Source organism: Streptomyces sp. NPDC060002, assembly GCF_042737245.1.
Classification (GTDB): domain Bacteria; phylum Actinomycetota; class Actinomycetes; order Streptomycetales; family Streptomycetaceae; genus Streptomyces.
In genome coordinates, this window is sequence record NZ_JBHWUW010000027.1 from 84795 (window position 1) to 109102 (window position 24308).

Sequence of the window (24308 nt, forward strand, 5' to 3'; positions counted from 1 at the left end):
TGCGCGCGAGTTTCCTCGCCCCCGCCGCCCCTTCCCTTCCAGGCCCTGGGGGGTGCCACCCCGCGGCCCCCGCCTCCGGCCCGAACGGCCTCGTCCTGGTGCGCCGGACCGGTTGGAGGACGCGAATGAGCCCGGCGCCGAGAAGACCCCCGTTCTTCTCGGCGCCGGGCTGGTTCGGGAGGGGCTAGTCCGTCGCGATCGCGTTCAGGACGTTCATGCGGCCCGCGCGGAACGCCGGGATCAGTGCGGCGAACAGGCCCACGAAGGCCGAGCCGATGAACACGCCGATGATCGTCGGCCACGGGATCTCGAGGACGTCGAGGCCCTGGAGCGCGAGGAGCTGCTGGGCGGTGGCTCCCCAGCCCATGCCCAGGCCGAGGCCGAGCAGGGCGCCGAAGAGGGCGATGACGACCGACTCCATGCGGATCATGCGGCGCAGCTGACGACGGGAGAGACCGATCGCCCGCATCAGGCCGATCTCCCTCGTGCGCTCCACCACCGACAGGGCGAGGGTGTTCACCACGCCCAGGACGGCGACGATGATCGCGAGGGCGAGCAGGCCGTAGATCAGGTTCAGCAGCTGCCCGATCTGGTCCTTGAGCTCCTGCTTGTAGTCGGTCTGGTCGCGGACGGTGTACTGCGGGTAGTCGTGCAGCGCCGCCTTCAGGGACGTGTACGCGGCGTCCTGCTGCCCGTCCTTCGCCGTGGCGAAGACCAGGTCGTCGAGCGGCAGCTTGTCGGCCGGGACGTACTTCTTGAGGGTGGCGATGGAGGTGTACATCGCGCCCTGGTCGATGACGACGTCGCTGCTGGTGATCGCGCGGACCGTCAGTCGGGCCGTGGATCCGTTCTTGAAGGCCACGGAGATCTTGGAGCCGAGGGTGATCTTGTGGTCCTTGGCGAACTTCTCGTGGACGGACATCGAGTCGGGACGGTAGGCGTCGGTGAGGTCACCGGTGACGGTCTCGACGCGCAGGTCGGTCGCGTAGGTCGGGTCGGCCGCCGTGATCGCCGTCTTGTCGAGCTTCTTGCCGTCGGGTGTGGTGAAGTCGGCCTGGGTCCACTTGTACTCGGTGACCCGCTCCAGGCCCGGCGTCGACTTCACGGCCTGCACCGCCTGCGGGGTCATCAGCTGACCGCCGTCGCTCTGGATGATGAAGTCCGTGCCGACGCTCTTGTCGAGCTCCTCCGTGGCGGAGGCGACCATGGAGGAGCCGACCACCGACAGACAGGCGACCAGCGCGAGGCCGATCATCAGGGCCGCGCCCGTGGCGCCGGTGCGGCGCGGGTTGCGCAGCGCGTTGCGCTCCGCCATCCGTCCGACCGGACCGAAGGCCCGCAGCACGACCGCGCCCAGCACCCGGACCACCGCGCCCGCCAGCAGCGGGCCGATCACCACGAAGCCGATCAGACTCAGCACCACGCCCAGGCCCAGCCAGAGGGAGCCCTCGGCGGCCTTGTCGGCGACGGAGGCGAGGTAGAGGCCGATGCCGCCGGCGCCGGTGAGGACCAGGCCGATGAGAGCCCGTACGGCGCCCGCCTTGGCGTCGGCGGGGGCGCCGGCGTCACGCAGCGCGGCCATCGGGGAGACCTTGCCGGCCCGGCGGGCCGGGAGGTAGGCCGCCAGCACCGTGACGACGACGCCGAGGACCATGCCGACCACCGGGGTCGTCCAGGCGACCGTCAGGTCGTCCGTGGACAGGTTCATGCCGGTCATGCCCATGAGCTTCATCAGGCCGATCGCGATGCCGACGCCCGCGCCGACGCCGAGGAGCGAGCCGACCACGCCCAGCAGCAGGGCCTCCGCGAGCACGGACCGGTTGACCTGCTTGCGGCTGGAGCCGATGGCCCGCATCAGGCCGATCTCGCGGGTGCGCTGCGCGACCAGCATGGAGAAGGTGTTGATGATCAGGAAGATGCCGACGAGGAAGGCGATCCCGGCGAAGCCGAGCATCGCGTACTTCATCACGTCCAGGAAGCCCCCGACGCTGTCGCGGTTGGCGTCGGCGGTCTCCTTGGCGGTCTGCACCTTGTAGCCGGCGCCGATCGCGGCGGCCACGTTCTTCTTCAGCTGCGCGTCACTCACCCCGGACGCGGCCGTCACATTGACGTTCGTGTAGACGTTCGACTCGCCGACCAGGGCCTCCTGGGCGGTCTTCGTGTCCAGGTAGAAGATCGCCGCGCCGGGGTTGGTGACCTGGAAGGCGGCGATGCCGGAGACCTTCGCGGTGTGCGTGCCGACCGCGGTGATCACGCCGATCTCGTCGCCGAGCTTCAGGTGGTGCTTGTCGGCGGTGTCCGCGTCCACCATCACCTGGTCGGAACCCTTGGGCGCCGCGCCGTCGGTGATCTCCATGGTGCGGGCGTCGTTGCCGTTCCAGTTGCCGACGATGGTGGGCGCGCCGCTGGAGGGCGACAGGCTGTCCTTGTCGGCGTCGACGACGGTCGCGGAGGTCGAGAACACCGTCCCCTCCGCCGACTTCACCCCGTCCGCCTTGCGGACGTCACCGAGCACGGAGGCCGGCATGACCGGCGGCTTGCCGTTGTCGGAGGTCGTCTCACCGGTGTCCGAGGCGCTCTTCGCGCTCACCGTCACGTCGGAGGAGGTGCTGGCGAAGAGCTTGTCGAAGGTGGTGTTCATCGTGTCGGTGAAGACGAGCGTCCCGCAGACGAACGCCACCGACAGCAGGACCGCCACGGCCGACAGGGCCATGCGTCCCTTGTGCGCGTAGAAGTTGCGCATCGAGGTCTTCATGACGGTCATGACGTACGCCCCCGCGCGTCGAAGTCCTTCATCCGGTCCAGGACGGTCTCGGCGGTCGGCTTGAACATCTCGTCGACGATCCGGCCGTCCGCGAGGTACAGCACCCGGTCCGCGTACGAGGCCGCCACCGGGTCGTGCGTGACCATCACGATGGTCTGGCCCAGGTCGTCCACCGAGCGGCGCAGGAAGCCCAGGACCTCGGCGCCCGCGCGCGAGTCGAGGTTTCCGGTCGGCTCGTCCCCGAAGATGATCTCCGGGCGGGCGGCGAGGGCGCGGGCCACGGCGACGCGCTGCTGCTGACCGCCGGAGAGCTGGGTGGGCCGGTGCCTGAGACGGTCGGCGAGCCCGACGGTCTCCACGACCTGGCTCAGCCACGCCTTGTCCGGCTTGCGGCCGGCGATGTCCATCGGCAGCGTGATGTTCTCTATCGCGTTGAGCGTGGGCAGCAGGTTGAACGCCTGGAAGATGAACCCGATCCGGTCCCGGCGCAGCTTGGTGAGCTTCTTGTCCTTGAGCCCGGTGATCTCGGTCTCGTCCAGGTAGATCTGCCCGGACGAGACGGTGTCGAGACCGGCGAGGCAGTGCATCAGGGTGGACTTGCCGGACCCCGAGGGGCCCATGATCGCGGTGAACTGACCGCGGGCGATGTCCACGTCGACGTGGTCCAGGGCGACGACACGGGTCTCACCGGACCCGTACGCCTTGACGACCTGCCGCGCTCGCGCGGCTACGGCCGTACGCCCTCCAGTGCCCCCGTGCCTGGGAATGGTCACAGCCGAAGTCACGGTAAGTCTCCTATGTCAGATGTCAGATGTCAGAAGCGGATGAGCGGCGCATCGGACGATCAAGGGATGGTGCGAGGCGCTACGTCGAAGAGTCTGTCGGCGGGAGGGGTCCCTCGCGCTGGTGCTCGGGCCCGTCTTTCCGGGGGGTTAACCCCACCCCCCGGAAGTGGTGCCGGCCGCCCCCCGGCGGCGTAAAGCCAGGTTAAGGACGGGACCCCGCCCATCTCCTCCTCCGGCAGTACGAACCCTCCCCGAGCCGTAGTACGGAGGTACCCCTAGGGGCCGTCCACCGCGGGGTGGAGATCCTTCGGGGTTGTCTCCACCCTCCGACCCGGTCAGGCTCCACCCTGCCGCTACGCGAGGGTCAAGTGGGAAGCTGAGCCCCGGCAGTTGGATGCAAGGGGCACGGGAGACACGGGGAGGGCATCAGGTGGGGGACATCCGACCGGCGACACGCGAGGCCTCGCGGCCGACCGCACCGCACCGGCGGGGAGCGGTCGTCGCCGCTCTCATGCTCTCCATGGCGCTGGCCGCCCTCGACTCCACCGTGGTCTCCACGGCCGTCCCGCAGATCGTCGGCGACCTGGGCGGGTTCTCCGTCTTCTCCTGGCTGTTCTCCGGCTATCTGCTCGCCGTGACGGTCACCCTGCCCGTCTACGGCAAGCTGTCCGACACCTTCGGCCGCAAGCCGGTGCTGGTCGCCGGGGCGGCCCTCTTCCTGCTCGGCTCGCTGCTGTGCGCCCTGGCCTGGAACATGGGGGCGCTGATCGCGTTCCGCATCGTGCAGGGTCTGGGCGGCGGGGCGTTGCAGGGCACGGTGCAGACGCTCGCCGCCGACCTGTATCCGCTGAAGGACCGGCCGAAGATCCAGTCGAAACTGTCCACGGTGTGGGCGGTCTCGGCGGTCGCGGGGCCCGGCATCGGCGGGCTCCTGGCCGCCTACGCGGACTGGCGCTGGATCTTCCTCGTCAACCTGCCGATCGGGGCGGTGGCGCTGTGGCTGATCGTCCGTCATCTGCACGAGCCGCAACGGCAGTCGTCGCCGTCCGGGCGGAAGCCGCCGCCACGCGCGCGTGGCGGGTCGCGGGTACGCGCGACGGGTGGCGCGTCGCGTGCACGCGCGCGTGTCGACTGGGCGGGCGCTCTGACGGTGTTCGCGTGCGGCGGGGTGCTGTTGACCGCGCTGGTGCAGGGCGGGGTGGCGTGGCCGTGGCTGTCGGGGCCGTCATTCGCCCTGTTCGGTACCGGGCTGGCGCTGGCCGGGCTCGTCGTCGTCATCGAACGCCGGGCGGCGGAACCGATCATCCCGGGCTGGGTGTGGCGCCGCCGCACGATCGCGGCGGTCAACCTCGCGCTGGGCGCGCTGGGCCTGCTGATGGTGGCCCCGACGGTGTTCCTGCCGACGTACGCCCAGGCGGTGCTGGGCCTGGAGCCGGTGGCCGCCGGGTTCGTCCTCTCCGTCTGGACCCTGAGCTGGCCACTCTCCGCCGCCCTCAGCCAGCACGTCTACCGGCGCATCGGCTTTCGCGACACGGCGCTGCTGGGCATCGGCGCGGCGACGCTGATCCTGTTCGCGTTCCCGTTCCTGCCGTATCCCGGCGAGGCCTGGCAGCCGGCCCTGCTGATGCTGCTGCTCGGCGCCGCGCTGGGCCTCTTCCAGCTCCCGCTCCTGGTCGGTGTGCAGTCGACGGTGGGCTGGTCGGAACGCGGCACCACGACCGCGTCCGTGCTGTTCTGCCGCCAGACCGGGCAGACGATCGGCGCGTCGGTGTTCGGCGCGGTCGCCAACGGGGTGCTGGCGGCCCGGCTGGGCGGCGCGGGCGACCTGGACTCCGTCACCCGCGCCCTGGCCGCCGACACGGCGCCCGAGCCCGTCCGGGACGCCGTCGCGAGCGCCGTGCACGCCGTCTATCTGGGCGCGGCCTGCGCGGCGGCACTCGCCTTCCTGGTGCTGCTGTGCGTGGCCCCACGAAGGTTCCCCGTACTGGCGGACTGACGGACCGACGGACCGACGGACCGACCGGCTGACCGGACTGGCCGGCCCTGGCCGGCCCTGGCCGACGAACTTGCCGGCCCTGGCCGACGAACTTACCGGCCGACGGACCGACCGGTGACGGACCGACCGGTGACGGGCCGACGGACCGACGGGCCGATGGCCTCCCCACGCTTCTGTGAAGATGATCGCCACAACGCCCACAGGAGTCACACGGCCGTGGGGGTTAACGCGGGTAACACCCCAGGTCAGGCGGCATTTCGTGCAGTAAGCGCCTACCGACCACTCAGTTTGGTGAAAACCCTTCGCAGCCGCCGTACTCCCGAGTAACGTGCGTCCCTCGCACCACCCCCCACTCCCTGCGGTCCGCCGCCACGGACCCGAGCCACGCAAGGAGCACGGGATGCCACACGACCCGTCACACCCCGGCCCGACCTACCCATGGCAGCCGCCACCCCGGCCGCCGGAGCCGCCTCGGCGCCGGACGGCCGGCCACGGCCCGCTGGGCCGCCACAGCGACCTGCGGGTCCTGCGCGGCGCCTACCGCCGCCAGCGGCGGGTGGCCACACTCACCGCGCTCGGCTACTTCGTCGTCTTCCTGCTCCTGTCGGCGTTCGCGCCGTCCCTGATGACCGGCAGGGTCGCCACCGGCCTCCCCGCGGGTCTGCTGCTCGCCCTGCTCCAACTCCCGGTCACCTGCCTGGCGGTCGCCCTGTACGAGCGGACCGCCCGCCGCCATGTGGACCCGCTCGCGGACCGCATCCGCAAACTCTCCGAGATCGACGCGAAGCGGGACGCGCGCGGAACCCGCACCAAGGAGGCCGGACGATGACGGAGTTCAGCGACGACGCGCAGACGATGTCCCTCGTCGCGTTCACCGCGATCGCCACGATCACGCTGCTGCTGTGCGTGATGACCGGCCCCGACCGCGACGACCTCGCCGAGTTCTACACCGGCTACCGCTCCCTCTCCCCGCTGCGCAACGGCCTGGCCATCGCGGGGGACTACATCTCGGCGGCCACCGTCCTGGGCACCGGCGGGGTGATCGCGCTGTGCGGCTACGACGGTGTCGTCCTCGCCCTCAGCACCGCCCTCTCCCTGATGCTGCTGATGTTCCTGCTGGCCGAACCGCTGCGCAACGCGGGCCGGTTCACCATGGGCGACGCGCTGGCCCGCCGTATGCCGGGGCGGGCGGTGCGCATCACGGCGTGCGCGGTGACGCTCACCGCGCTGCTGCCGATGATGCTCGTGCAGCTGGCCGGCACCGGCCAGCTGCTCGCCTTCATCCTGGGGTTCTCCGGCGCCTCGGTGAAGACGGGCTGTGTCGTCTGCATGGGCGTGCTGATGATCAGCTACGCGGCGATCGGCGGCATGAAGGGCACCGCCCTCATCCAGATGCTGAAGATCGTGATGCTGCTCGGCTCCGGCACGGTCGTCGCCTTGCTCGTCCTCTACCGCTTCGACTGGAACCCGGGCGCCCTCTTCGACGCGGCGGCCGAGGGCAGCGGGGTCGGCGACGCCTTCCTGCACTCGGGACTGGAGTTCGCCGACGGCCCCTTCCCCCGCGTCGACATGATCACCGCTCAGTTGTCGGTCGTGCTGGGCGGCGCCTGTCTGCCGCACATCACCATGCGCATGTACACCGCCTCCAGCGCCCGTCAGGTACGCCGGTCGATGTCCTGGGCGGTCTCCGGCGTCGCGCTCTTCGTGCTGGTCATGACCGTCGTCGGCTTCGGAGCGACGGCGATCGTCGGCCGCGCGGTGATCGCGCAGGCGGACCCGCAGGGCAACACCGCCTACCTGCTGGGTTCCCGGGCCGCCTTCGGCAGCGAGGTGTCCACGGCCGAGACCCTGCTCTTCACGGCGGTCACGACGGCCATCTTCCTCACCGTGCTCGCCTCGGTCGCCGGCATGATCCTCGCCTGCGCCAACTCCCTCGCCCACGACGTCTTCGCGGCACGCGACCCGCACATGTCGGCGAGCCGCGAAATGCTCCTGGCCCGGCTGTCCGCGCTGGCCGTCGGCGTCCCGACGATCCTGCTCGCCGCCCAGATCCAGCACCGCAGCCTGCAGCCCCTGGTCACCCTCTCCTTCTGCCTCGGCGCCTCGGCGCTCGCCCCCGCCCTCGTCTACAGCCTCTTCTGGCGCCGCTACACCCGGACGGGCCTCCTGGCCACCCTGATCGGCGGCACCCTGTCCGTGCTGCTCCTCATGCCGGGCACCAACCTGGTCTCGGGGTCGCCCGTCTCCGCCTTCCCCGAGGCCGACTTCAACTGGTTCCCCTTCACCACCACGGGCATCGTCACCGTCCCCCTGGGCTTCGCCTTCGGCTGGCTGGGCTCGGTGGTCTCGGGCCGTCACAAGGCGGAGGAGCAGCGCCGCCAGTACGAGGCGGTGGAAGGCTGGATCCTGGCGGGCGCGGTACGCCGGGAGGGGTGAGCGGGGCGGCCCGCGCGGGCCGCCCGACGGCGGTCAGTGCGGCCGGCGCAGTCCCGCGACGAGGAGTTCGACCAGTCGGCGCGGGTCGTAGCGGGGATCGTTGTCCGCGCCGATGCACAGGTTGCCGACGCCGCGCATGACCTCGTAGGCCTGGAGGCCGGGCCGGATCTCACCGGAGGCGGCCGCGGCGTCGAGCAGGCGGCCGCACACGGGCACGAGGCGGTCGAGGAAGTACGTGTGCAGCGTCTCGAAGCCCGCGTTGTCGGGCTGGAGCACGGCGGCGAGTCCGTGCTTGGTGACCAGGAAGTCGACGAAGAGGTCGATCCACCGCCCCAGCGCGGCGTGCGGGGTCGGGCCTTCCGCAAGCAGGGCCGGACCCGCCTCGGCGCAGGCGTCGACCTGGTGCCGGTAGACGGCGATGATGAGGTCCGCCCGCGTCGGGAAGTGGCGGTAGATCGTGGCCGTCCCGACGCCGGCCCTGGCCGCGATGTCGCGCACCGGCGCCTCCACCCCCGCCGTGACGAAGATCGCGGCGGCCGCGTCGAGCAGGGTCTCTTTATTGCGCCGGGCGTCCGCCCGCTGGGGCCGGGCCGCATGCCCCGCGCCCCCGTCGCCGTCGTTCACCGCGCCGCCCTCTCCGCTTCCGCTGCCTGTGCCTGCCGGCCCACTGCCCGGCTCGCTCTCCGCCGTCCGGCATGCCATCAACCGGGTTGCCGCCAACCGGCATGCCATCAATCGGGTTGCTAAACGGAACAGCGTTCCGTATGTTCAAACGGGACATGGTTCCGTTTGCTCATCATGCCAGAGCGGCGGGCCCGTGACCAAGTCACGCACGCGTACCGCCACACGCTTCATCCGCACGGAGGAGACAACGGTCATGCAGTACCGCACCTTGGGCCGCACCGGTGTGCAGGTCAGCTCCCTCGCGCTCGGCGCGATGAACTTCGGCAGGATCGGGCGCACCACCCAGGAAGAGGCCACCGCCCTCGTCGACGCCGCCCTCGAGGCCGGCATCAACCTCATCGACACCGCCGACATGTACAGCGACGGCGAGTCGGAGGAGATGGTCGGCAAGGCCATCGCCGGCCGGCGAGACGACATCGTGCTGGCCACGAAGGCCGGCATGCCCATGGGCGACGAGCGCAACCGGCGGGGCAGCTCGCGCCGCTGGCTCGTCACCGAGCTGGACGAGAGCCTGCGCCGGCTCGGCGTCGACCACGTCGACCTCTACCAGATCCACCGATGGGACCCGAGCACCGGCGACGAGGAGACTCTCTCGGCGCTGACCGATCTCCAGCGCGCCGGGAAGATCCGCCACTTCGGCTCCTCGACCTTCCCGGCCTACCGCATCGTGCAGGCCCAGTGGGCCGCCCGCGAGCACCACCTGAGCCGCTACGTGACCGAACAGCCCAGCTACTCGATCCTCCAGCGCGGCATCGAGACCCACGTCCTGCCCGTGACCGAGGAGTACGGGCTCGGCGTCCTGGTGTGGAGCCCGCTGGCCTCGGGATGGCTGACGGGCGCGATCCGCGAGGGCCGGCCCGTCACCACCAGCCGGTCGACCTTCATGCCGCAGCGCTTCGACACCGCCGCCCCCGCCAACCGGGCCCGGCTCGACGCCGTCGAGCAGCTGGCCGCGATCGCCGACGAGGCCGGGCTGACCATGATCCAGCTCGCGCTCGGCTTCGTGACCGCGCATCCCGCCGTGACGAGCGCGCTCATCGGTCCTCGCACACCGGACCACCTGCGCGCGCAGCTCGCCGCCGCGGACACCGTGCTCCCCGCCGACGTGCTCGACGCGATCGACGCCGTCGTCGCCCCGGGCACCGACCTCGCCGCACACGAGAAGTTCGACACCCCGCCCGCGCTGCTCGACCCGTCACTGCGGCGCCGCTGACCACCCCGAACGGCCTACTCCCACAGAAGGAGGCGACCACCACATGTCACCCACACCCCGGCCCCGTTTCGGGATCATGACCGCCCCCATGCAGGTCGACTACCGCGACGTCCTACGGGTCTGGCGCGAGGCGGACGCGATCCCGGAGATAGAGCACGCCTGGCTGTTCGACCACCTCATGCCGATCGGCGGCGACCCCGACGGACCCACATACGAGGGCTGGACCCTGCTCTCGGCGCTCGCCGCGCGGACCCGGCGGCTGCGGATCGGCGTCATGGTGACCAGCAACCGCTTCCGGCCGCCCGCGATGCTGGCCAAGATCGCCACGACCGTCGACATCGTCTCCGGCGGACGGCTCGACTTCGGCATCGGCGTCGGCTCGCGCCCCGACCATCCGCTGGCCCGGCGCGAGTGCGCGGCGCACGGCCTGCCCTTCCACGACACCGCGCACGCCGTGGGCAGCCTCGCCGAAGCCTGCACGGTGATCCGGCGGTTGTGGACCGAGGAGAAGCCGTTCGACTTCGACGGCGCCTACCACCGGCTCACCGGGGCGTTCGGCAACCCCAAGCCCGTCCAGCGCCCCCACCCGCCGATCCTCGTCGGCGGCCGCTCGTCCGCGACCCTGCGCGTGGCCGCCGAGCACGCCGACCTGTGGAACATCCCGGGCGGCGACCCCGACGACGTCGTCCGCCGCAGCGCGCTCCTGGACCGCTACTGCGCCGAGATCGGCCGCGACCCCGCCTCGATCACCCGCTCGATCCACCTGCCCGTCTCCTACGACCGGCCCGGCGTCACCCGGAACGCGATCGGCGCCGCGATCGACGCCGGCTTCCGGCACCTCGTCCTCGGACTGCCGACGCCCTACCCCGCCGACACCGCACGCTGGGTCGCCGACGAGCTCGTCAACCCGTCGTCATAGACCCGGGCCGCACGGGTCCAAGACGACCCGTGGCGACGACCGGTGTACGACGACCGGTGTACGACAACGGGTGTACGACGACCGGTGTACGACAACGGGTGTACGACGACCGGTCTATGACGACGGGTTTATGACGACGCGCGTGCGGCCGGTGAGTGCGGTCGGGTCCCGTCGGGTCCTAGTCGGCCGTTCGGCCGGTGAGTGCGCTCAGGCTGTTGCGTACGTGGTCCATGTGCGCCTGTACGTCGTCCCGGCGTTCGCCGTGCTCCCGCAGCACCCGCTCCGTCTCGTGGACGGCACGCTCCTCCCGGGCGCGCGCCTCGGTGAGAAGCTCGGCGGCACGCGCGTGTGCCTCCTCCTGACGGAGGCGGGCCGACTCCTCGGCCTCCGCCAACGCCTGCCCGGCCTCGGCGAGCGCCGCCTCGGCGCGGGCCACCGACCGGGCATGCCCCGCGTCGAGGGCGGCGGCCCGCTCGGCCGCCTCGCGCTCCGCCGCGGTCCACCGCTCGACGTGCTCCTTCTCCTGTTCGGCGAGCATGCCGGCGGTGCGCTGCCGCACCTCGCGCAGGGCGGCCAGCGCCTCGCCCCGGTACTCCTTGACCTCGCGCCGGGTGCCGATGCGGAGCTCGTCGGCCTCGGCACGGGCCGCGAGCAACCGCTGGCGGGCGCGTTCCTCGGCCTCCGCGCGCAGGGCGTCCGCCTCCTCCTGCGCCGTGCGGCGCACATCGAGGGCGCATGTCTCGGCGTACGCGAGGTGCTCTCGCGCTTCGCTCCGCGCGTTGTCGCGGACGTCCGCCGCCTCTTCCAGCACGAGCTGGAGAATGCGCCGTGCGCGCTCCCCGAGGGAGTCGTACGTCTGCGGCGCGAGCCGTGTCACCACCTCGCGCAACTGCTCTGCCTCGGCCTCCATCTCCCTGGCGAGCACCGTGAGCCGGGCGGCCCGTTCCCACGCGGCGTCCCGGTCGGCGCAGAGGGCCGCGGTGTACGCCTCGACCTGTTCCGGCCGGTAGCCGCGGCCGCGAACGGTCACGAACCCCGGCGGTGACACCGATGCGCTGCTCATCCTGGAACCCCTCGCCACCCGACGGACACGACATGATGATTTCGCGCATATCTTGATGGATCGGGCGCAAGTGTTCATAACGCGACACTCCGCGCACAGGGCACGGCCAACCCCGAACGCGAGGGGGCCGGGCCCGATCATCCGACCGGGCCCGGCCCCTTTCCGTCTTCCGTCCTGCTCGCGCGTACTCGCACCCCTACGCGTACGCGCACCCGCACCCGCACCCGCACCCGCACCCGCACCCGCACGAGGGTCTTCGCGTTGTTACGAGGCGCGGTGACCGTTCGTCACAGCAGTCCGTCCCACATCTGTTCCAGCAGCACCGACCACCAGCTCTCGGGCGAACCGAGCGCCGCCGGGTCCAGCGAGGCCAACTGGGCCTGGAAGTCGACGGTCCAGCGACCCGCCTGCTCCTGGTTCAGACCGAACCGCAGCCGCCACATCCGCCCGAGCAGCGCCAGGCAGCGCGCGAACTCCGGCAGCCCGGTGTTCACGAACTGCGGCGGTACGGGCGCACCGCCCGGCCCCGCCTCCACCGGCACGGCGACGATGTTCGCCGTGCCGTACTGCACACAGATCGCCTTGCCGAAGTCAGTGCCCATGACGAGGTACGAGCCCGCGTCCGACGACGGCTGCACACCCCGTTCGGCAGCCAGCTCCGCCAGCGTCGGCACCGGCCGGCCCGGCTGGGCCTGCGCCCAGAAGAACGGCCCCATGTCCGCCGGCAGACCCGCCACCACCAGGGTGTGCGCCACGACCGGCGGCACGCCCTGCCGGGACACCGCGGCCTGCTCGAAGCGGAACACCGCCGGCCCGAACACGGCCGTCAGCTCCTGCCCGATCGCCTCCGGCGGAACCGGCGGCGAGGCCTGCACCGGCGGCAACGGCGCACGAACGGGCGCCGGACGCGCCGGTCCGTCCGCCACCTGGTGCAACTCGCCCTGGTGCGCCAGCAACTGCTGCATGCCCTGCTGCCGGCTCGCGTGGTCCGTACCGTACGGCGCGATGCTCGTGATCCGGGCCTGCGGCCACTGCTCCCGCATCATCCGCGCGCAGTACGCGCCCGGCAGCTCGCACGACTCCAGCTCCGTGTGCAGCTCCAGCACCTGGTCCGGCGGCACGTTCATCGCCCGCAGCTCGTGGAAGATCTGCCACTCCGGGTGCGGGGTCCCCGGCGCCGAACGCCGGATCAGCTGCTGCTCCGAGCCGTCCTGCGCGCGAAAGCGCAGCACGGCCTGATAGCCCGGGCCGACCGTCGGCAGCCCCTGCTGCTGCGGATACCCGTACGCGGGCGGCTGCCCCGGCGCCGGACCGCCCGGCGGCATCGGAGGCTGAGGGGCGCCGGGAGCCATGCCCGGAGCACCCGGGAACCCGGGAACCGCGGGTGCGACGGGAGCGCCCGGGAACGCGGGGCCGCCGGGAGCCTGCGGCGGCGGAGGCATGCCGGGGCCACCCGCGTGGGGCCCGGCCAGCATGGTCTGCGCATGGTGAACACCGCCGGGCGCACCGGGCGCACCGGGCGGGCCAGGGTTGCCCGGGGCTCCCGGGAAGCCAGGAGCACCTGGCGCCTGCGGTGCACCGGGGGCGCCTGGAGCGGCCTGCGCGCCGGGGGCGCCAGGCATACCGGAAGCACCGGGCGCGCCAGGCACATGGGGGACACCCGGGCCGCCGAGGGCACCCGGCGGCTGCGGCGCGCCCGGTCCCATCCGGCCGGGGTCGGCAAGCATCGTCGCGGCATGGTGAACACCACCGGGAGGCGTGCCCCCGGGCGGATTCGGCCCACCGGGCCCACCGGGCGCACCGGGCGCGCCCGGAGGCCGTGGCGCACCCCCCGCACCCGGGGCCCCCGGACCGGCCGGACCCGAAGGCCCGTCCGGGCCCAGGGCCGACACAAGCTGCGTGGGCACATAGCCGCCGGCCGGGGTACCGGGCGCACCCGGGCCGGAAGGCGGAGGCGGAGGCGTGTTCCCCGGTCGCGCACCCGGCGTGCCCGGCGCACTCGGCGGAGGCGGCGGCTGCGCCCCTCCACCCCGGTGACGACGCGGAGGCGGCGCCGCCTTGCTGGTCGCGGCGTCCGCGATGTCACCGGCGTTCGGCGCGAGCGACCGCGCGGGCGTACCCGGACCGGCCGGAGGCGGCGGAGCGCCCGCACCCTGCGGATAGCCGTAGGAAGACCCGCCGGGCGGAGGCGGCGTGCCCGGCCCACCCGCCGAGGACGGGGACGAAGACGAAGACGAAGAAGGAGAAGGAGCCCCCGGACCACCCGGATTACCCGGATTACCCGGCGCGCCCGCGCCCGGCCCCTGCGGATAGCCGTACGAGGAACCGGCCGGACCGGACGGCGGAGCCGGCGGAGCCGGCGGAGCCGGCGTGTTCGGCGGGGCCGGCGGAGCCGGCGGAGCCGGCGGAGCCGGCGTGTTCGGCGGGGCCGGCGGAGTCGGAGAGCCCGGTGCGTTCCCGGCCGCCCCCGCACCGCCGGGGCCCGCGCCACCCGTCCCCGGGGCGTCGAGCGCGGGCGCGACCGCCGTCCGCGGCAGCCGGCTGCCGCCCGCGATCAGCGCCGTCTTGGCGTCCGGCGCGGACGCCGGCGGCACCGCCTCGTCGTCGGAGCCGCTCAGCGGCGGCGCGAACACGGTCGCGGGCAGGGACACGGAACGGTCGTCACCGGCGTCTGCGTTGGTGTCCGTCCCCGCCCACGGCGTCGCCCCGACGGGAGCGGCGGGCGCCGAGCGTCCACCGGGGCCCGAACCCGTGGGCACGCCCGCCTGCGTCTCGGGCAGCGCGCTCCCCGGCGCCCCGCCCTGGGTCCGGGGAAGCGAGGGATCGCCGCCCCCGGGCGTCCCAGGCGCCCCGACCGGGACAGCCCCGGCCGAACCGCCCGAACCGGACCCCGCACCCGCACCCGCACCCGAAGGCGACGCGGACCCCGTCGCCGAAGAGGCCCCGCCGTTCCCGGAACCAGCCCCGGAAGCAGCCCCGGAACCGGCTCCGGAGCCGGCCTCCCGTCGATCCGCGATGCCCAGCCTGTCCGCCGCCTCCTGCAACCACTCCGGCGGCGACAACAGGAACGACGTCTGATTCAGGTCCACCCGCGCCGCCGGCGCCGGCACCGCATCGGCGGGGGCGTCCGTGCGGCCGTACTCCTCCTCGTACCGGCGGATCACCTCGCCCACCGGCGCCGCGGGCCACAGCGTGGCCTCCCCGCTGTCCCGGGCGATCACCAGCCGCTGCGCGCCGCCGTCCGAACGCGGCCCCTCCGCGCGGTCCTCGGCCCACACCACGAACCCGAGCTCGAATTCCCGCACCCGCACCTCACGGTGCTGATACGCCGGCACATCCCCGTTGATCCACTCTTCGGCGCGCTCCTGCGCCCGCGCGAACGTCACCATCGTCCAGCTCACTCCCCCACCGAAGACGCAGCCGCCGGCACCGCACGCGCGAACCCGCCGTCCACCATCAGATTGGCCACCGTCTCCAACTCCGGCGGATTGCCGGCCAGCCTCGACAGGAAGACGTCGAAGTCCTCACCGCACGGCAGCAGCAGCCGCTCCATGCGCTCCGCCGGCGACCACGCCGGATCCACGTCCCGGACATCGTCGTACGCGCAGAACCACACCGAACCGGCCCGCTCGCCCCGCACCTTCACGGCGAGCAACCCGCCCTGCACGAAACCGACGCCCAGGTAGTCCTTCGTCAGATGGTCACGCAGACACTTGTTCACGTACACGAGGTCGTTGACGGCGGCCTCGTCGCGCACCGTGAAGAACGGCTGGTCCACCAGGAGCCCCAGCTCCGCGTCCAGCGCCGCGCCCACCGGCGCGCAACCGCCCGCCGCCTTCACGAACGACCGGTACGGCCCCGGCAGCCGGTACCCGAGGTCCTCCTCGACGCCCTGGACCTGCTGCTCCGTCACCGCCACACCGGACTTCGGCAGCCCGAAGTGCGCCGGACGCGTCTCCTGCAACGGCCGCGTGCCCCGCTTCGCCTGGTCCACCACCGCCGACGAGACCCCGCCGTGATGCCGCAGCAGCGCCTTCACCTCGACCGGGACCAACTCCAGCCGCCGCGAACCCACGACGTGGTGCCACGTCCAGCCGTGCGGCGTAGCCACACTCGACACCGTGTCCCAGAGCTCGTGTCCCGACGCCGAGAGCACCGCGTTCGCCGACACGTAGTCCGTCAGCCGCAACTCGTCCACGCCGAAGCCCTCCGGCGGATCCGCGATCTCCGCCGCCGCCCGCGCATACGGCGAGAAGTCGGGGTAGCCCCGCTCGTCCATCCGCACGCCCCTCGGGTGTCGTGCCGCCCGGACCGGATCCGGGAAATGCACGACCTGCCCGGCATAGGCCGCGTTCGGCGGCGCGGCTTGTTGCCCGAGCCGACCTGTCGTCATGGCGGTTGCCCCCTGCGGCACTCTGTACGGCCCGCAGCGGCCGGTTCCGCTTCCGGATCCACCCACCACGCCCCGTATCGACTGTCTCCAACAATCTCCAACGCGCGTCAACCACGCGCCGACGGTGCCGACAGCCTATGCGGTACGACGACAGCGGTCACCGGCCCTCCGCTTCCGTGACCAGCCGTCACCCCGCCGTGACAGCCCGCCCGAACCCGGGCGTGTCGAACCGCCCCAGCTTCCGCACCCGCCACGCCATTTGGCACTCTGTGACGTCCGGGGGGATGCACGGGAGGGTAAAACGATCATGAACGCGACGCAGACAGGGTCACACACCGGCAGGTCGGACAACCTGTTCACCGGCAACACGGCCGCTCACGACACCGGCCGGACCGGCGACCCGCACACCGGTCCGCACACCGGTGCGTCCGGCGACCCCCGCATCGGCTGGTCCGCCACCGAGACCCCGCACGCGCCCGTCCTGCGCCACCGCCGGGACGGCATACTCCCCACCGTCGCCGCCGCCCTCTCCGTCCGCGGCGCCACGCTCACCAGCACCGCCGCCCGCGCCGACCAGCCCCCGTCCCTGCACCCCCTCGTCCAGGACTTCCTCGACACCCTCGCCAGCACCCAGCGCGACCGCTTCACCGGGCGTTGTGCCGAGGCGCTCCTCATCTCGCGGCACATCACCGCCGCCGACGCCGCCCGCAGCAGACGCGCCGCCCGCCGCCCCATGACCAACGGCGAAGCCCGCAGAACGCTCAAGCAAGCCAAACTCACCACCCGCCGCATCCGCGAGGACGGCGACCCCCTGCACGGCAGCTTCGCGGCCCCCTGCCGCGCCTGCACCGCGCTCAGCGCCCACTTCGGCGTCCGCATCGTCGACCCGTCGACCACAGGCGACTGAACCGCGTCCCACCGCCACCCCCCGCACAGGACGACACACCGGCCCCACCGGGCCACGCACCACCAGCTCGACGAACGAAGGGCCGATGCACCCCGACCGCACCTCCACCACCCGCTTCCCCGTCCCCGTCGACGCCGCCCTGCGCGCCGCCGGCTGGCAACCCGGACGCTGGGACATCAAGCAGGCCGAGATCTGGGCCGACACCCTCCGCGAACACACCTCACCCGCCGGCCACCGGCACGCCGTCTTCCCCGCCGCCGTCGAGGCCTGGGCCGAATTCGGCGGCCTGACCATCGCGCCCACCGGCCCCGGCCGCCAGGTCGCGCCCACCACCGTCCACCTGGACCCCCTGCACGGCCTCCACCTCGCCCGCACCCTGGTCGACCTGGGCCGCGCCCTCGACACCGAGGTGGCGCCCCTGGGCGCCGAGGCCGACACCCAGGGCATCCTCGCCATCGACGCCGAAGGCCGCGTCTACGCCCTCGACCACACCGGCGACTGGTACCTCGGCCTCGACATCGACCGAGCCCTCGGCGCCCTCGCCTCCGGCATCGAACCCGTCCGCCTCACCGCCGGCTGACCGGCCGGCACGGCCCCCGTCCCCCGGGGGCTACGACGCCGGTATCACCGCCGACACCCGGAAACCCCCCGCCTCCGTCGGCCCCGACACGAACACCCCGCCCAGCGCCACCACCCGCTCCTTCATCCCCACCAACCCGTTGCCCCCCGACGGGAACCCCGCCGACAACGCCGACGCCTCCGGCGGCGACCCGTTCTCCACCTGCATCGCGATCTCCCCCTCCCGATGCGCCAACCGCACATGCGTCTTGGCGCCCGCCGCGTGCTTGTGGACGTTCGTCAGCGCCTCCTGCACCACCCGGTACGCCGTCTGCTCCACCTCCGCCGCATACGCCCGTACGTCCCCCTCCACCAGCAGCTCCACGACCATCCCCGCGGCCGCCGACTGCCCCACCAGCTCGTCGAGCTCGGACAGACACGGCCCCTCGCCCTCCTCCACCACCACCGCGGCGGCCACCCCCACCGCCACCACCGACACCGACGCCGCCCGCTCCGTCGGACCACCGCTGCGCAGCACCCCGAGCATCTCGCGCAACTCGGTCAACGCCTGCCGCCCCATGTCACCCACGAGCGCCGCGTTGCGCACCGCCTTCTCGGGGTCCTTCCGCGCCACGGCCTGCAACGCCGCGGCATGGACGACCATCAGACTCACCCGGTGCGCGACCACGTCGTGCATCTCCCGCGCGATCCGGGTGCGCTCCTCGCCACGCGCCCACTCCGCCCGCTCCTCGGCCCGCTCCGCGAGCAGCTGCAACTCCCGCTCAAGGCTGTCCGCCCGCTCCCGCAGGCTCTCCATGAGCCGCCGTCGGGCGCCGACGTACATCCCGAGCAGCAGCGGCGGGGCGGTGAGCCCCAGCGAGGTCGTGATGGCGGCGAACGGGATGAACCAGTCACCGATGGTCAGACGGCCCTGGTCCATGCTCTGCCGGACCCGCACGAACGTCACGATCAACGTCCCCACCAGCTGCATCCCCGCGAGCGAGGCGATGATCCGGCGCGGCAGCTCGGAGGCGGCGAGCGTGTACAGCCCCACGATGCCCATCAGATAGCCCATCTGGGCCGGTGTGATCGCGATCGACACCAGTACCACCGCGATGGGCCACTTCCGCCGCACCACCAGGACCGACCCGGCGAGCAGCCCGAACACCACCCCCACCGCCGACGGGATCCCCGCGTCCCGCGCGAACGGAACCCCCTCCACCGCGCACTCCACGGCGGACACGAGCCCCAGGCTCCAGTCGAACGCCGCACTCCGCCGTCTGGCCCACCACAGCGGCCCTCCCCGGGCCCCCGTGTCCGCTTCCCCCGTCATGGTCATGGCTCCAGCCTACGGTCGGGACCCCCGGCTTTTCCGGCGACTTTCCCCGACCGGCCCCCACCACGCCCCGTAACCGAACAGCATCGAAACCCACCGGTATCCCTCGAACTGCTGAACCACACCCGTTCGAGCCCGGAACCATGCATTCCGCCCGCACGGTATGCACATGGCACATTCCCCGCACCAATGTCGGGGCGGGCTACCACGGTTGCCTTCGAGTGGCCGTGCTCCAGGGCGCCGACCTACACCGTCGCATCGAGGGCTGGTGGTACGGCATAGTAGGAGGCGCCACTCGGCAGTCCGGCTGCATGTCCGGTTTGGTCGAGTTTATTCCCCCGTGGTGTAATTGGCAGCACTGTGGCTTTTGGTGCCATCTGTCCGGGTTCAAGTCCTGGCGGGGGAGCCTTACCAGAATCGGGCCCTGACAGCACTGTCAGGGCCCGCTCTCATGTCGTCAAAGAAACGCCCCGGTATCCTTCGGATGTCCCACCCCACTCCACAGCCGAAGGGCAACTTCCGTGAGCGCCATTCGCCCGGCAGCCGTCGTCGTTCTCGCAGCGGGTGAGGGCACCCGTATGAAGTCCGCCATACCGAAGGTCCTGCACGAGATCAGCGGCCGCTCCCTCGTGGGTCATGTGCTGGCCGCGGCCCGTGAGCTGGACCCCGAGAACCTGGTCGTCGTCGTCGGACACGCACGGGAGAAGGTCACGGCGCATCTCGCCGAGGTCGACGCCGGTGTACGCACCGCCGTGCAGGAAGAGCAGAACGGTACGGGGCACGCCGTCCGGATGGGGCTCGAGCAGCTCGGCGGCGGCGTCGACGGCACGGTGGTCGTCGTCTGCGGCGACACCCCGCTGCTCACCGGCGCGACCCTCGCCGAGCTCGCCGCCACCCACCACGCGGACGGGAACGCCGTCACCGTCCTCACCGCCGAGGTGCCGGACGCGACCGGCTACGGGCGGATCGTCCGGGACGGCGCCTCCGGTACCGTCACCGCGATCGTCGAGCACAAGGACGCGAACGACGCGGTGCGCGCGATCCGTGAGATCAACTCCGGGGTCTTCGCGTTCGACGGGCCCCTGCTGGCCGACGCGCTGAAGAAGGTCCGCACGGACAACAGCCAGGGCGAGGAGTACCTCACCGACGTCCTCGGGATCCTCCGGGAGGCCGGTCACCGGGTCGGCGCGTCCGTCGCAGCCGACCACCGTGAGATCGCCGGCATCAACAACCGGGTGCAGCTCAGCGAGGCCCGCCGGATTCTCAACGACCGGCTGCTGACCGCCGCGATGCTGTCCGGCGTGACCGTCATCGACCCGGCCACGACCTGGATCGACGTCACCGTCACCTTCGAGCAGGACGCCGTCGTCCACCCCGGTACGCAGCTGCACGGCAGCACGCACCTCGGGCAGGGCGCCGAGGTCGGCCCCAACAGCCGGCTGAGGAACACCGAGGTCGGTGCTGGGGCCCGGGTCGACAACACGGTGTCCGACAGCGCCCGCATCGGTCCGAACGCGACCGTGGGGCCGTACGCCTACCTCCGTCCCGGCACCCGCCTCGGCGCGAAGGGCAAGATCGGCACGTATGTCGAGACCAAGAACGCCTCCATCGGCGAGGGGACGAAGATTCCGCACCTGTCCTACGTCGGTGACGCGACGATCGGTGAGTACACCAACATCGGCGCGGCGAGCGTGTTCGTGAACTACGACGGACAGGACAAGCACCACACCACCGTCGGGTCGCACGTCCGTACGGGTTCGGACAACATGTTTGTGGCTCCCGTCACGGTCGGGGACGGCGCGTACACCGCCGCCGGGTCCGTGATCACGAAGGACGTGCCGCCCGGCTCGCTGGCCGTGGCCCGTGGTCAGCAGCGGAATATCGAGGGCTGGGTGGCCCGCAAGCGTCCGGGCAGCGCGGCGGCGAAGGCGGCCGAGACGGCCTCCCGCCAGGCGGAAAGCGAAAGCTGACCGGAAACAGGCACGTCGGACACGGCGTACCGTGATAGGTGCACACCCGCACCCCACCAGCTGAGACGGCCCCGTCGCGCCCAGCGGCGAGGTCTCTCGACACCCCAGCTGAGACACCTCTGAGGAGACAGTGCTGTGACCGGGATCAAGACGACCGGCGAGAAGAAGATGATGTTCTTCTCCGGCCGCGCCCACCCCGAGCTTGCCGAGGAGGTCGCCCACCAGCTGGGTGTCGGGGTCGTCCCGACGAAGGCCTTCGATTTCGCCAACGGCGAGATCTACGTCCGCTACCAGGAGTCGGCGCGAGGTGCGGACTGCTTCCTGATCCAGAGCCACACGGCTCCGATCAACAAGTGGATCATGGAGCAGCTGATCATGATCGACGCGCTGAAGCGCGCGTCGGCCCGTTCGATCACCGTGATCGTGCCGTTCTACGGCTATGCCCGTCAGGACAAGAAGCACCGCGGACGTGAGCCCATCTCGGCCCGTCTGATCGCGGACATGATGAAGACGGCGGGCGCGCACCGGATCCTGACGGTGGATCTCCACACGGACCAGATCCAGGGCTTCTTCGACGGCCCGGTGGACCACCTCTTCGCGCTGCCGCTGCTCGCCGACTACGTGGGCAGCAAGGTGGACCGCGACAAGCTGACCGTCGTGTCGCCGGACGCGGGCCGGGTGCGGGTGGCCGACCGCTGGTGCGACCGGCTGGGCGCGCCGCTGGCGATCGTGCACAAGCGGCGCGACAAGGACGTGGCGAACCGGGTGACCGTCCACGAGGTCGTGGGCGAGGTCAAGGGCCGGGTCTGTGTGCTCGTCGACGACATGATCGACACGGGTGGCACCATCTGCGCCGCCGCGGACGCGCTGTTCGCGCACGGTGCGGAGGACGTCATCGTGACGGCGACGCACGGTGTGCTGTCGGGTCCGGCGGCCGACCGCCTCAAGAACTCGAAGGTCAGCGAGTTCATCTTCACCAACACCCTGCCGACGCCGGGTGAGCTCGAGGTGGACAAGATCACGGTGCTGTCGATCGCGCCGACGATCGCGAACGCCGTCCGCGAGGTCTTCGAGGACGGTTCGGTGACGAGCCTCTTCGACGAGCAGTGACGGTTCTCGTCTAGATCGATTTCCTGTACGGCCTTCCCGCCGCGTAAACTGCCACAGTTGCTCGGCGAGGGAGGCCGTACACGTGTGTGTACGGCGGTCCGTTATCGACGCGCTCTTCGTAGCAGGCCGATGGTTTGGCCGGGTGACCACCTTTCCCCCCTTTCTACGAGGAGTGAACATGGCCGAGGTCAAGCTCGCAGCCGAGACCCGCACCGAGTTCGGCAAGGGCGCCGCCCGCCGCATCCGCCGTGACAGCAAGGTTCCCGCCGTGGTCTACGGCCACGGCGCCGACCCCGTGCACATCACGCTGCCGGGCCACGAGCTCCAGCTCGCGCTGCGCACCCCGAACGTCCTGCTCAGCCTGGAGATCGACGGCAAGACCCACCTGGCCATCCCGAAGGCCGTCCAGCGTGACGCGATCAAGGGCTTCCTGGACCACGTCGACCTGCTGCTGGTCCGCAGCGGCGAGAAGGTCAACGTCGAGGTCTACGTGCACACCGAGGGCGAGCTGGCCCCGGGTGCCTACCTGCTCGAGCACGTGCTGAGCACGCTGAACGTCGAGGCCGAGGCCACGCACATCCCCGAGTCGGTCACCGTCTCCATCGCGGGCCTGGAGGCCGGCGCCGCCATCCTCGCCAAGGACATCCCGCTGCCCAAGGGCACCACGCTGGCGACCGACGAGGACGCGGTCGTCCTCCAGGTCCTGGCCGCCCAGGCGGAGGAGGCCCCGGCGGACGCCGAGGCCGAGTCCACCGAGGCCTGATCTTCCCAGCACCTCATCCCGTCGGCCGCCGTTCCCTCCGGGGAGCGGCGGTCTGCGCGTATCAAGGAGACATGGACGTGACGACCGACGCCAATGCCCCCTGGCTGATCGTGGGTCTCGGCAATCCCGGCCCCGAGTACGCCATGAACCGGCACAACGTCGGTTTCATGGTGGCGGATCTGCTGGCCGAGCGGATCGGGGGGAGGTTCAAGCGGGCGGGCAAGGCGCAGGCGCAGGTCGTCGAGGGGCGGCTGGGCCCGCCGGGAACGGGGAGCCGGCGGGTGGTCCTGGCGAAGCCGATGTCGTTCATGAACGTGTCGGGCGGTCCGGTGAACGCGTTGCGGGACTTCTACAAGGTGCCGGTGGCGAACATCGTCGCGGTCCACGACGAGCTGGACATCGACTACGGCGTGCTGCGGCTGAAGCTCGGCGGTGGGGACAACGGGCACAACGGTCTGAAGTCGATGACGAAGGTGATGGGCTCGGACTACCACCGGGTGCGGTTCGGTATCGGACGGCCGCCGGGGCGGATGCAGGTGGCGGACTTCGTGCTGAAGGACTTCTCCTCGGGCGAGCGCAAGGAGCTCGGCTACTTCGTGGACCGTGCGGCGGACGCGGCGGAGGCCGTGGTGCTGGAGGGGCTGGAGCGGGCGCAAAGCACGTACAACTCCTGACTTGTCGCCCACGCAGGTTGACGGGCCGTTCAGGCATGGCCAATGATCCCGGCCATGCCTGCCACAGCAGCCTCGTCCCACCGCCGCCGGGGTCACGCCCGCAAGGGCTCGGCCAAGAGTTCGGCCAGAGGCGCGGCCCCGGCCAAGGGCGCCGGCCCGGCCGGGGGAGAAGGCTCGGAACCGGCCAAGGGCTCGGCCAAGGGCTCTGCTTCGGGGGCCGCGTTGCGGTTCGGGCGGGTCGTGGCGATGGGCGCGGTCGCCGTGCTGATCCTGTTGGCGGGGGTGTGGGGTTCCTGGGGGTCCGCGCAGCACGTGATGCTGACGAAGGGCCGGGAGCAGGGCACGGTCGAGGTGACGCGGTGCGGCGAGGACACGTGCGCGGGGCCGTACACGCCGCTGTCGGCCGGGTCGACGGCACGCGCGCGCGTGGAGATCGAGAAGTCGGTGGCGGTGCGCAGGGGCGGGATCTACACCGTGGTGATCAAGCCGGGCAGTGACGAGGTGGTCCGGTCGGGCCCGGCCGGGGTCCTGTACGCGTGGGTGCCGCTGGGTGGGGCCCTGCTGCTGGCGTCGATCGTGGTCGCGGGTGGGCTGGGGCGGGTGCGGGTGGGCTGGGTGCTGGCGGGGTCGGGCGTCGCGTTGCTGACGGCGGCGTTCCTCGCGGTGTGAGTGAGCGGAGTGCGTACCTGGTGTGCGTACGTGCACGAAGGGGCGCCCCGGTCCGTACGGACCGGGGC

General features: G+C 71.9%; 19 protein-coding genes and 1 tRNA gene. 13 read left to right on the plus strand and 7 right to left on the minus strand.

Annotated features, from left to right (window positions below; translation table 11 throughout):
* Positions 1 to 184: 184 nt before the first annotated feature.
* Positions 185 to 2764 carry an ABC transporter permease gene (locus ACFWBD_RS23605; RefSeq protein WP_385670020.1) on the minus strand — a complete coding sequence of 860 codons (2580 nt, stop codon included), beginning with the start codon at positions 2762 to 2764 and terminating at the stop codon, positions 185 to 187.
* Entirely contained in the window at positions 2761 to 3549 is a 789-nt protein-coding gene (locus ACFWBD_RS23610; protein WP_142264694.1) for an ABC transporter ATP-binding protein, read from the minus strand. Before ACFWBD_RS23610 ends, ACFWBD_RS23605 begins: the two co-directional genes overlap by 4 nt.
* 430 nt (positions 3550 to 3979) lie before the next feature.
* Here ACFWBD_RS23610 and ACFWBD_RS23615 point away from each other — a divergent pair, with 430 nt between their 5' ends.
* The 3 genes from ACFWBD_RS23615 (at position 3980) to ACFWBD_RS23625 (ending at position 7981) form a co-directional block, all read left to right on the plus strand.
* Complete coding sequence (locus tag ACFWBD_RS23615) at positions 3980 to 5545, plus strand: MFS transporter (protein WP_385670022.1); 1566 nt, start codon at positions 3980 to 3982, stop codon at positions 5543 to 5545.
* A gap of 400 nt (positions 5546 to 5945) precedes the next feature.
* Positions 5946 to 6374: a DUF485 domain-containing protein gene (locus tag ACFWBD_RS23620; protein ID WP_385670024.1), complete on the plus strand. Its 429-nt coding sequence runs from the start codon at positions 5946 to 5948 to the stop codon at positions 6372 to 6374.
* Positions 6371 to 7981, plus strand: a complete 1611-nt coding sequence (locus ACFWBD_RS23625) for a cation acetate symporter (RefSeq protein WP_385670026.1) — start codon at positions 6371 to 6373, stop codon at positions 7979 to 7981. The genes ACFWBD_RS23620 and ACFWBD_RS23625 overlap by 4 nt, the downstream gene beginning before the upstream one ends.
* A 33-nt stretch (positions 7982 to 8014) precedes the next feature.
* On the opposite strand, the gene ACFWBD_RS23630 is transcribed toward ACFWBD_RS23625, so the two are convergent.
* Positions 8015 to 8605, minus strand: coding sequence for a TetR/AcrR family transcriptional regulator (locus ACFWBD_RS23630; RefSeq protein WP_385670028.1), 591 nt, complete (start codon positions 8603 to 8605; stop codon positions 8015 to 8017).
* A gap of 253 nt (positions 8606 to 8858) precedes the next feature.
* Between ACFWBD_RS23630 and ACFWBD_RS23635 the strand changes: the two genes are divergently transcribed.
* A complete protein-coding gene (locus ACFWBD_RS23635; protein WP_385670030.1) occupies positions 8859 to 9878 on the plus strand; it encodes an aldo/keto reductase in 1020 nt (339 codons plus the stop codon).
* 43 nt (positions 9879 to 9921) lie between these two features.
* The gene (locus tag ACFWBD_RS23640; RefSeq protein WP_385670033.1) at positions 9922 to 10797 is read left to right on the plus strand and encodes an LLM class flavin-dependent oxidoreductase; all 876 of its coding nucleotides are present in this window, start codon (positions 9922 to 9924) and stop codon (positions 10795 to 10797) included.
* A 178-nt stretch (positions 10798 to 10975) separates the two neighbouring features.
* On the opposite strand, the gene ACFWBD_RS23645 is transcribed toward ACFWBD_RS23640, so the two are convergent.
* From ACFWBD_RS23645 to ACFWBD_RS23655, 3 genes are all read right to left on the minus strand, one after another.
* Positions 10976 to 11860, minus strand: coding sequence for a cellulose-binding protein (locus tag ACFWBD_RS23645; RefSeq protein ID WP_385670036.1), 885 nt, complete (start codon positions 11858 to 11860; stop codon positions 10976 to 10978).
* A gap of 287 nt (positions 11861 to 12147) precedes the next feature.
* Positions 12148 to 15249: an SUKH-4 family immunity protein gene (locus ACFWBD_RS23650; protein WP_385670072.1), complete on the minus strand. Its 3102-nt coding sequence runs from the start codon at positions 15247 to 15249 to the stop codon at positions 12148 to 12150.
* An 8-nt stretch (positions 15250 to 15257) separates the two neighbouring features.
* Positions 15258 to 16253: an SMI1/KNR4 family protein gene (locus ACFWBD_RS23655; RefSeq protein WP_385670038.1), complete on the minus strand. Its 996-nt coding sequence runs from the start codon at positions 16251 to 16253 to the stop codon at positions 15258 to 15260.
* 307 nt (positions 16254 to 16560) lie between these two features.
* On the opposite strand from ACFWBD_RS23655, the gene ACFWBD_RS23660 reads away from it, so the two are divergent.
* Entirely contained in the window at positions 16561 to 17160 is a 600-nt protein-coding gene (locus ACFWBD_RS23660; protein ID WP_385670041.1) for a YwqJ-related putative deaminase, read from the plus strand.
* An 85-nt stretch (positions 17161 to 17245) separates the two neighbouring features.
* Positions 17246 to 17740 carry an SUKH-3 domain-containing protein gene (locus ACFWBD_RS23665; RefSeq protein WP_385670044.1) on the plus strand — a complete coding sequence of 165 codons (495 nt, stop codon included), beginning with the start codon at positions 17246 to 17248 and terminating at the stop codon, positions 17738 to 17740.
* A gap of 30 nt (positions 17741 to 17770) precedes the next feature.
* Here ACFWBD_RS23665 and ACFWBD_RS23670 read toward each other — a convergent pair whose 3' ends face one another.
* On the minus strand, positions 17771 to 19057 hold the full coding sequence (locus ACFWBD_RS23670; RefSeq protein ID WP_385670047.1) for a sensor histidine kinase: 1287 nt from the start codon (positions 19055 to 19057) through the stop codon (positions 17771 to 17773).
* A 331-nt stretch (positions 19058 to 19388) separates the two neighbouring features.
* On the opposite strand from ACFWBD_RS23670, the gene ACFWBD_RS23675 reads away from it, so the two are divergent.
* The 6 genes from ACFWBD_RS23675 to ACFWBD_RS23700 all read left to right on the plus strand — a co-directional run bounded on the left by ACFWBD_RS23675 (position 19389) and on the right by ACFWBD_RS23700 (position 24240).
* Positions 19389 to 19460 (plus strand) — tRNA-Gln (locus tag ACFWBD_RS23675).
* 115 nt (positions 19461 to 19575) lie between these two features.
* A complete protein-coding gene (glmU, locus tag ACFWBD_RS23680) occupies positions 19576 to 21024 on the plus strand; it encodes a bifunctional UDP-N-acetylglucosamine diphosphorylase/glucosamine-1-phosphate N-acetyltransferase GlmU (RefSeq protein WP_385670050.1) in 1449 nt (482 codons plus the stop codon).
* Positions 21025 to 21159: 135 nt separating this feature from the next.
* Positions 21160 to 22134 (plus strand): ribose-phosphate diphosphokinase, encoded by a 975-nt coding sequence (locus tag ACFWBD_RS23685; protein WP_384116962.1) that lies wholly within the window; start codon positions 21160 to 21162, stop codon positions 22132 to 22134.
* Between the two features lie 178 nt (positions 22135 to 22312).
* Positions 22313 to 22897: a 50S ribosomal protein L25/general stress protein Ctc gene (locus ACFWBD_RS23690; RefSeq protein WP_385670053.1), complete on the plus strand. Its 585-nt coding sequence runs from the start codon at positions 22313 to 22315 to the stop codon at positions 22895 to 22897.
* Between the two features lie 71 nt (positions 22898 to 22968).
* The gene (gene pth / locus ACFWBD_RS23695) at positions 22969 to 23571 is read left to right on the plus strand and encodes an aminoacyl-tRNA hydrolase (RefSeq protein WP_385670055.1); all 603 of its coding nucleotides are present in this window, start codon (positions 22969 to 22971) and stop codon (positions 23569 to 23571) included.
* 54 nt (positions 23572 to 23625) lie between these two features.
* Positions 23626 to 24240 (plus strand): hypothetical protein, encoded by a 615-nt coding sequence (locus tag ACFWBD_RS23700; RefSeq protein ID WP_385670058.1) that lies wholly within the window; start codon positions 23626 to 23628, stop codon positions 24238 to 24240.
* The last annotated feature ends 68 nt before the right edge of the window (positions 24241 to 24308 follow it).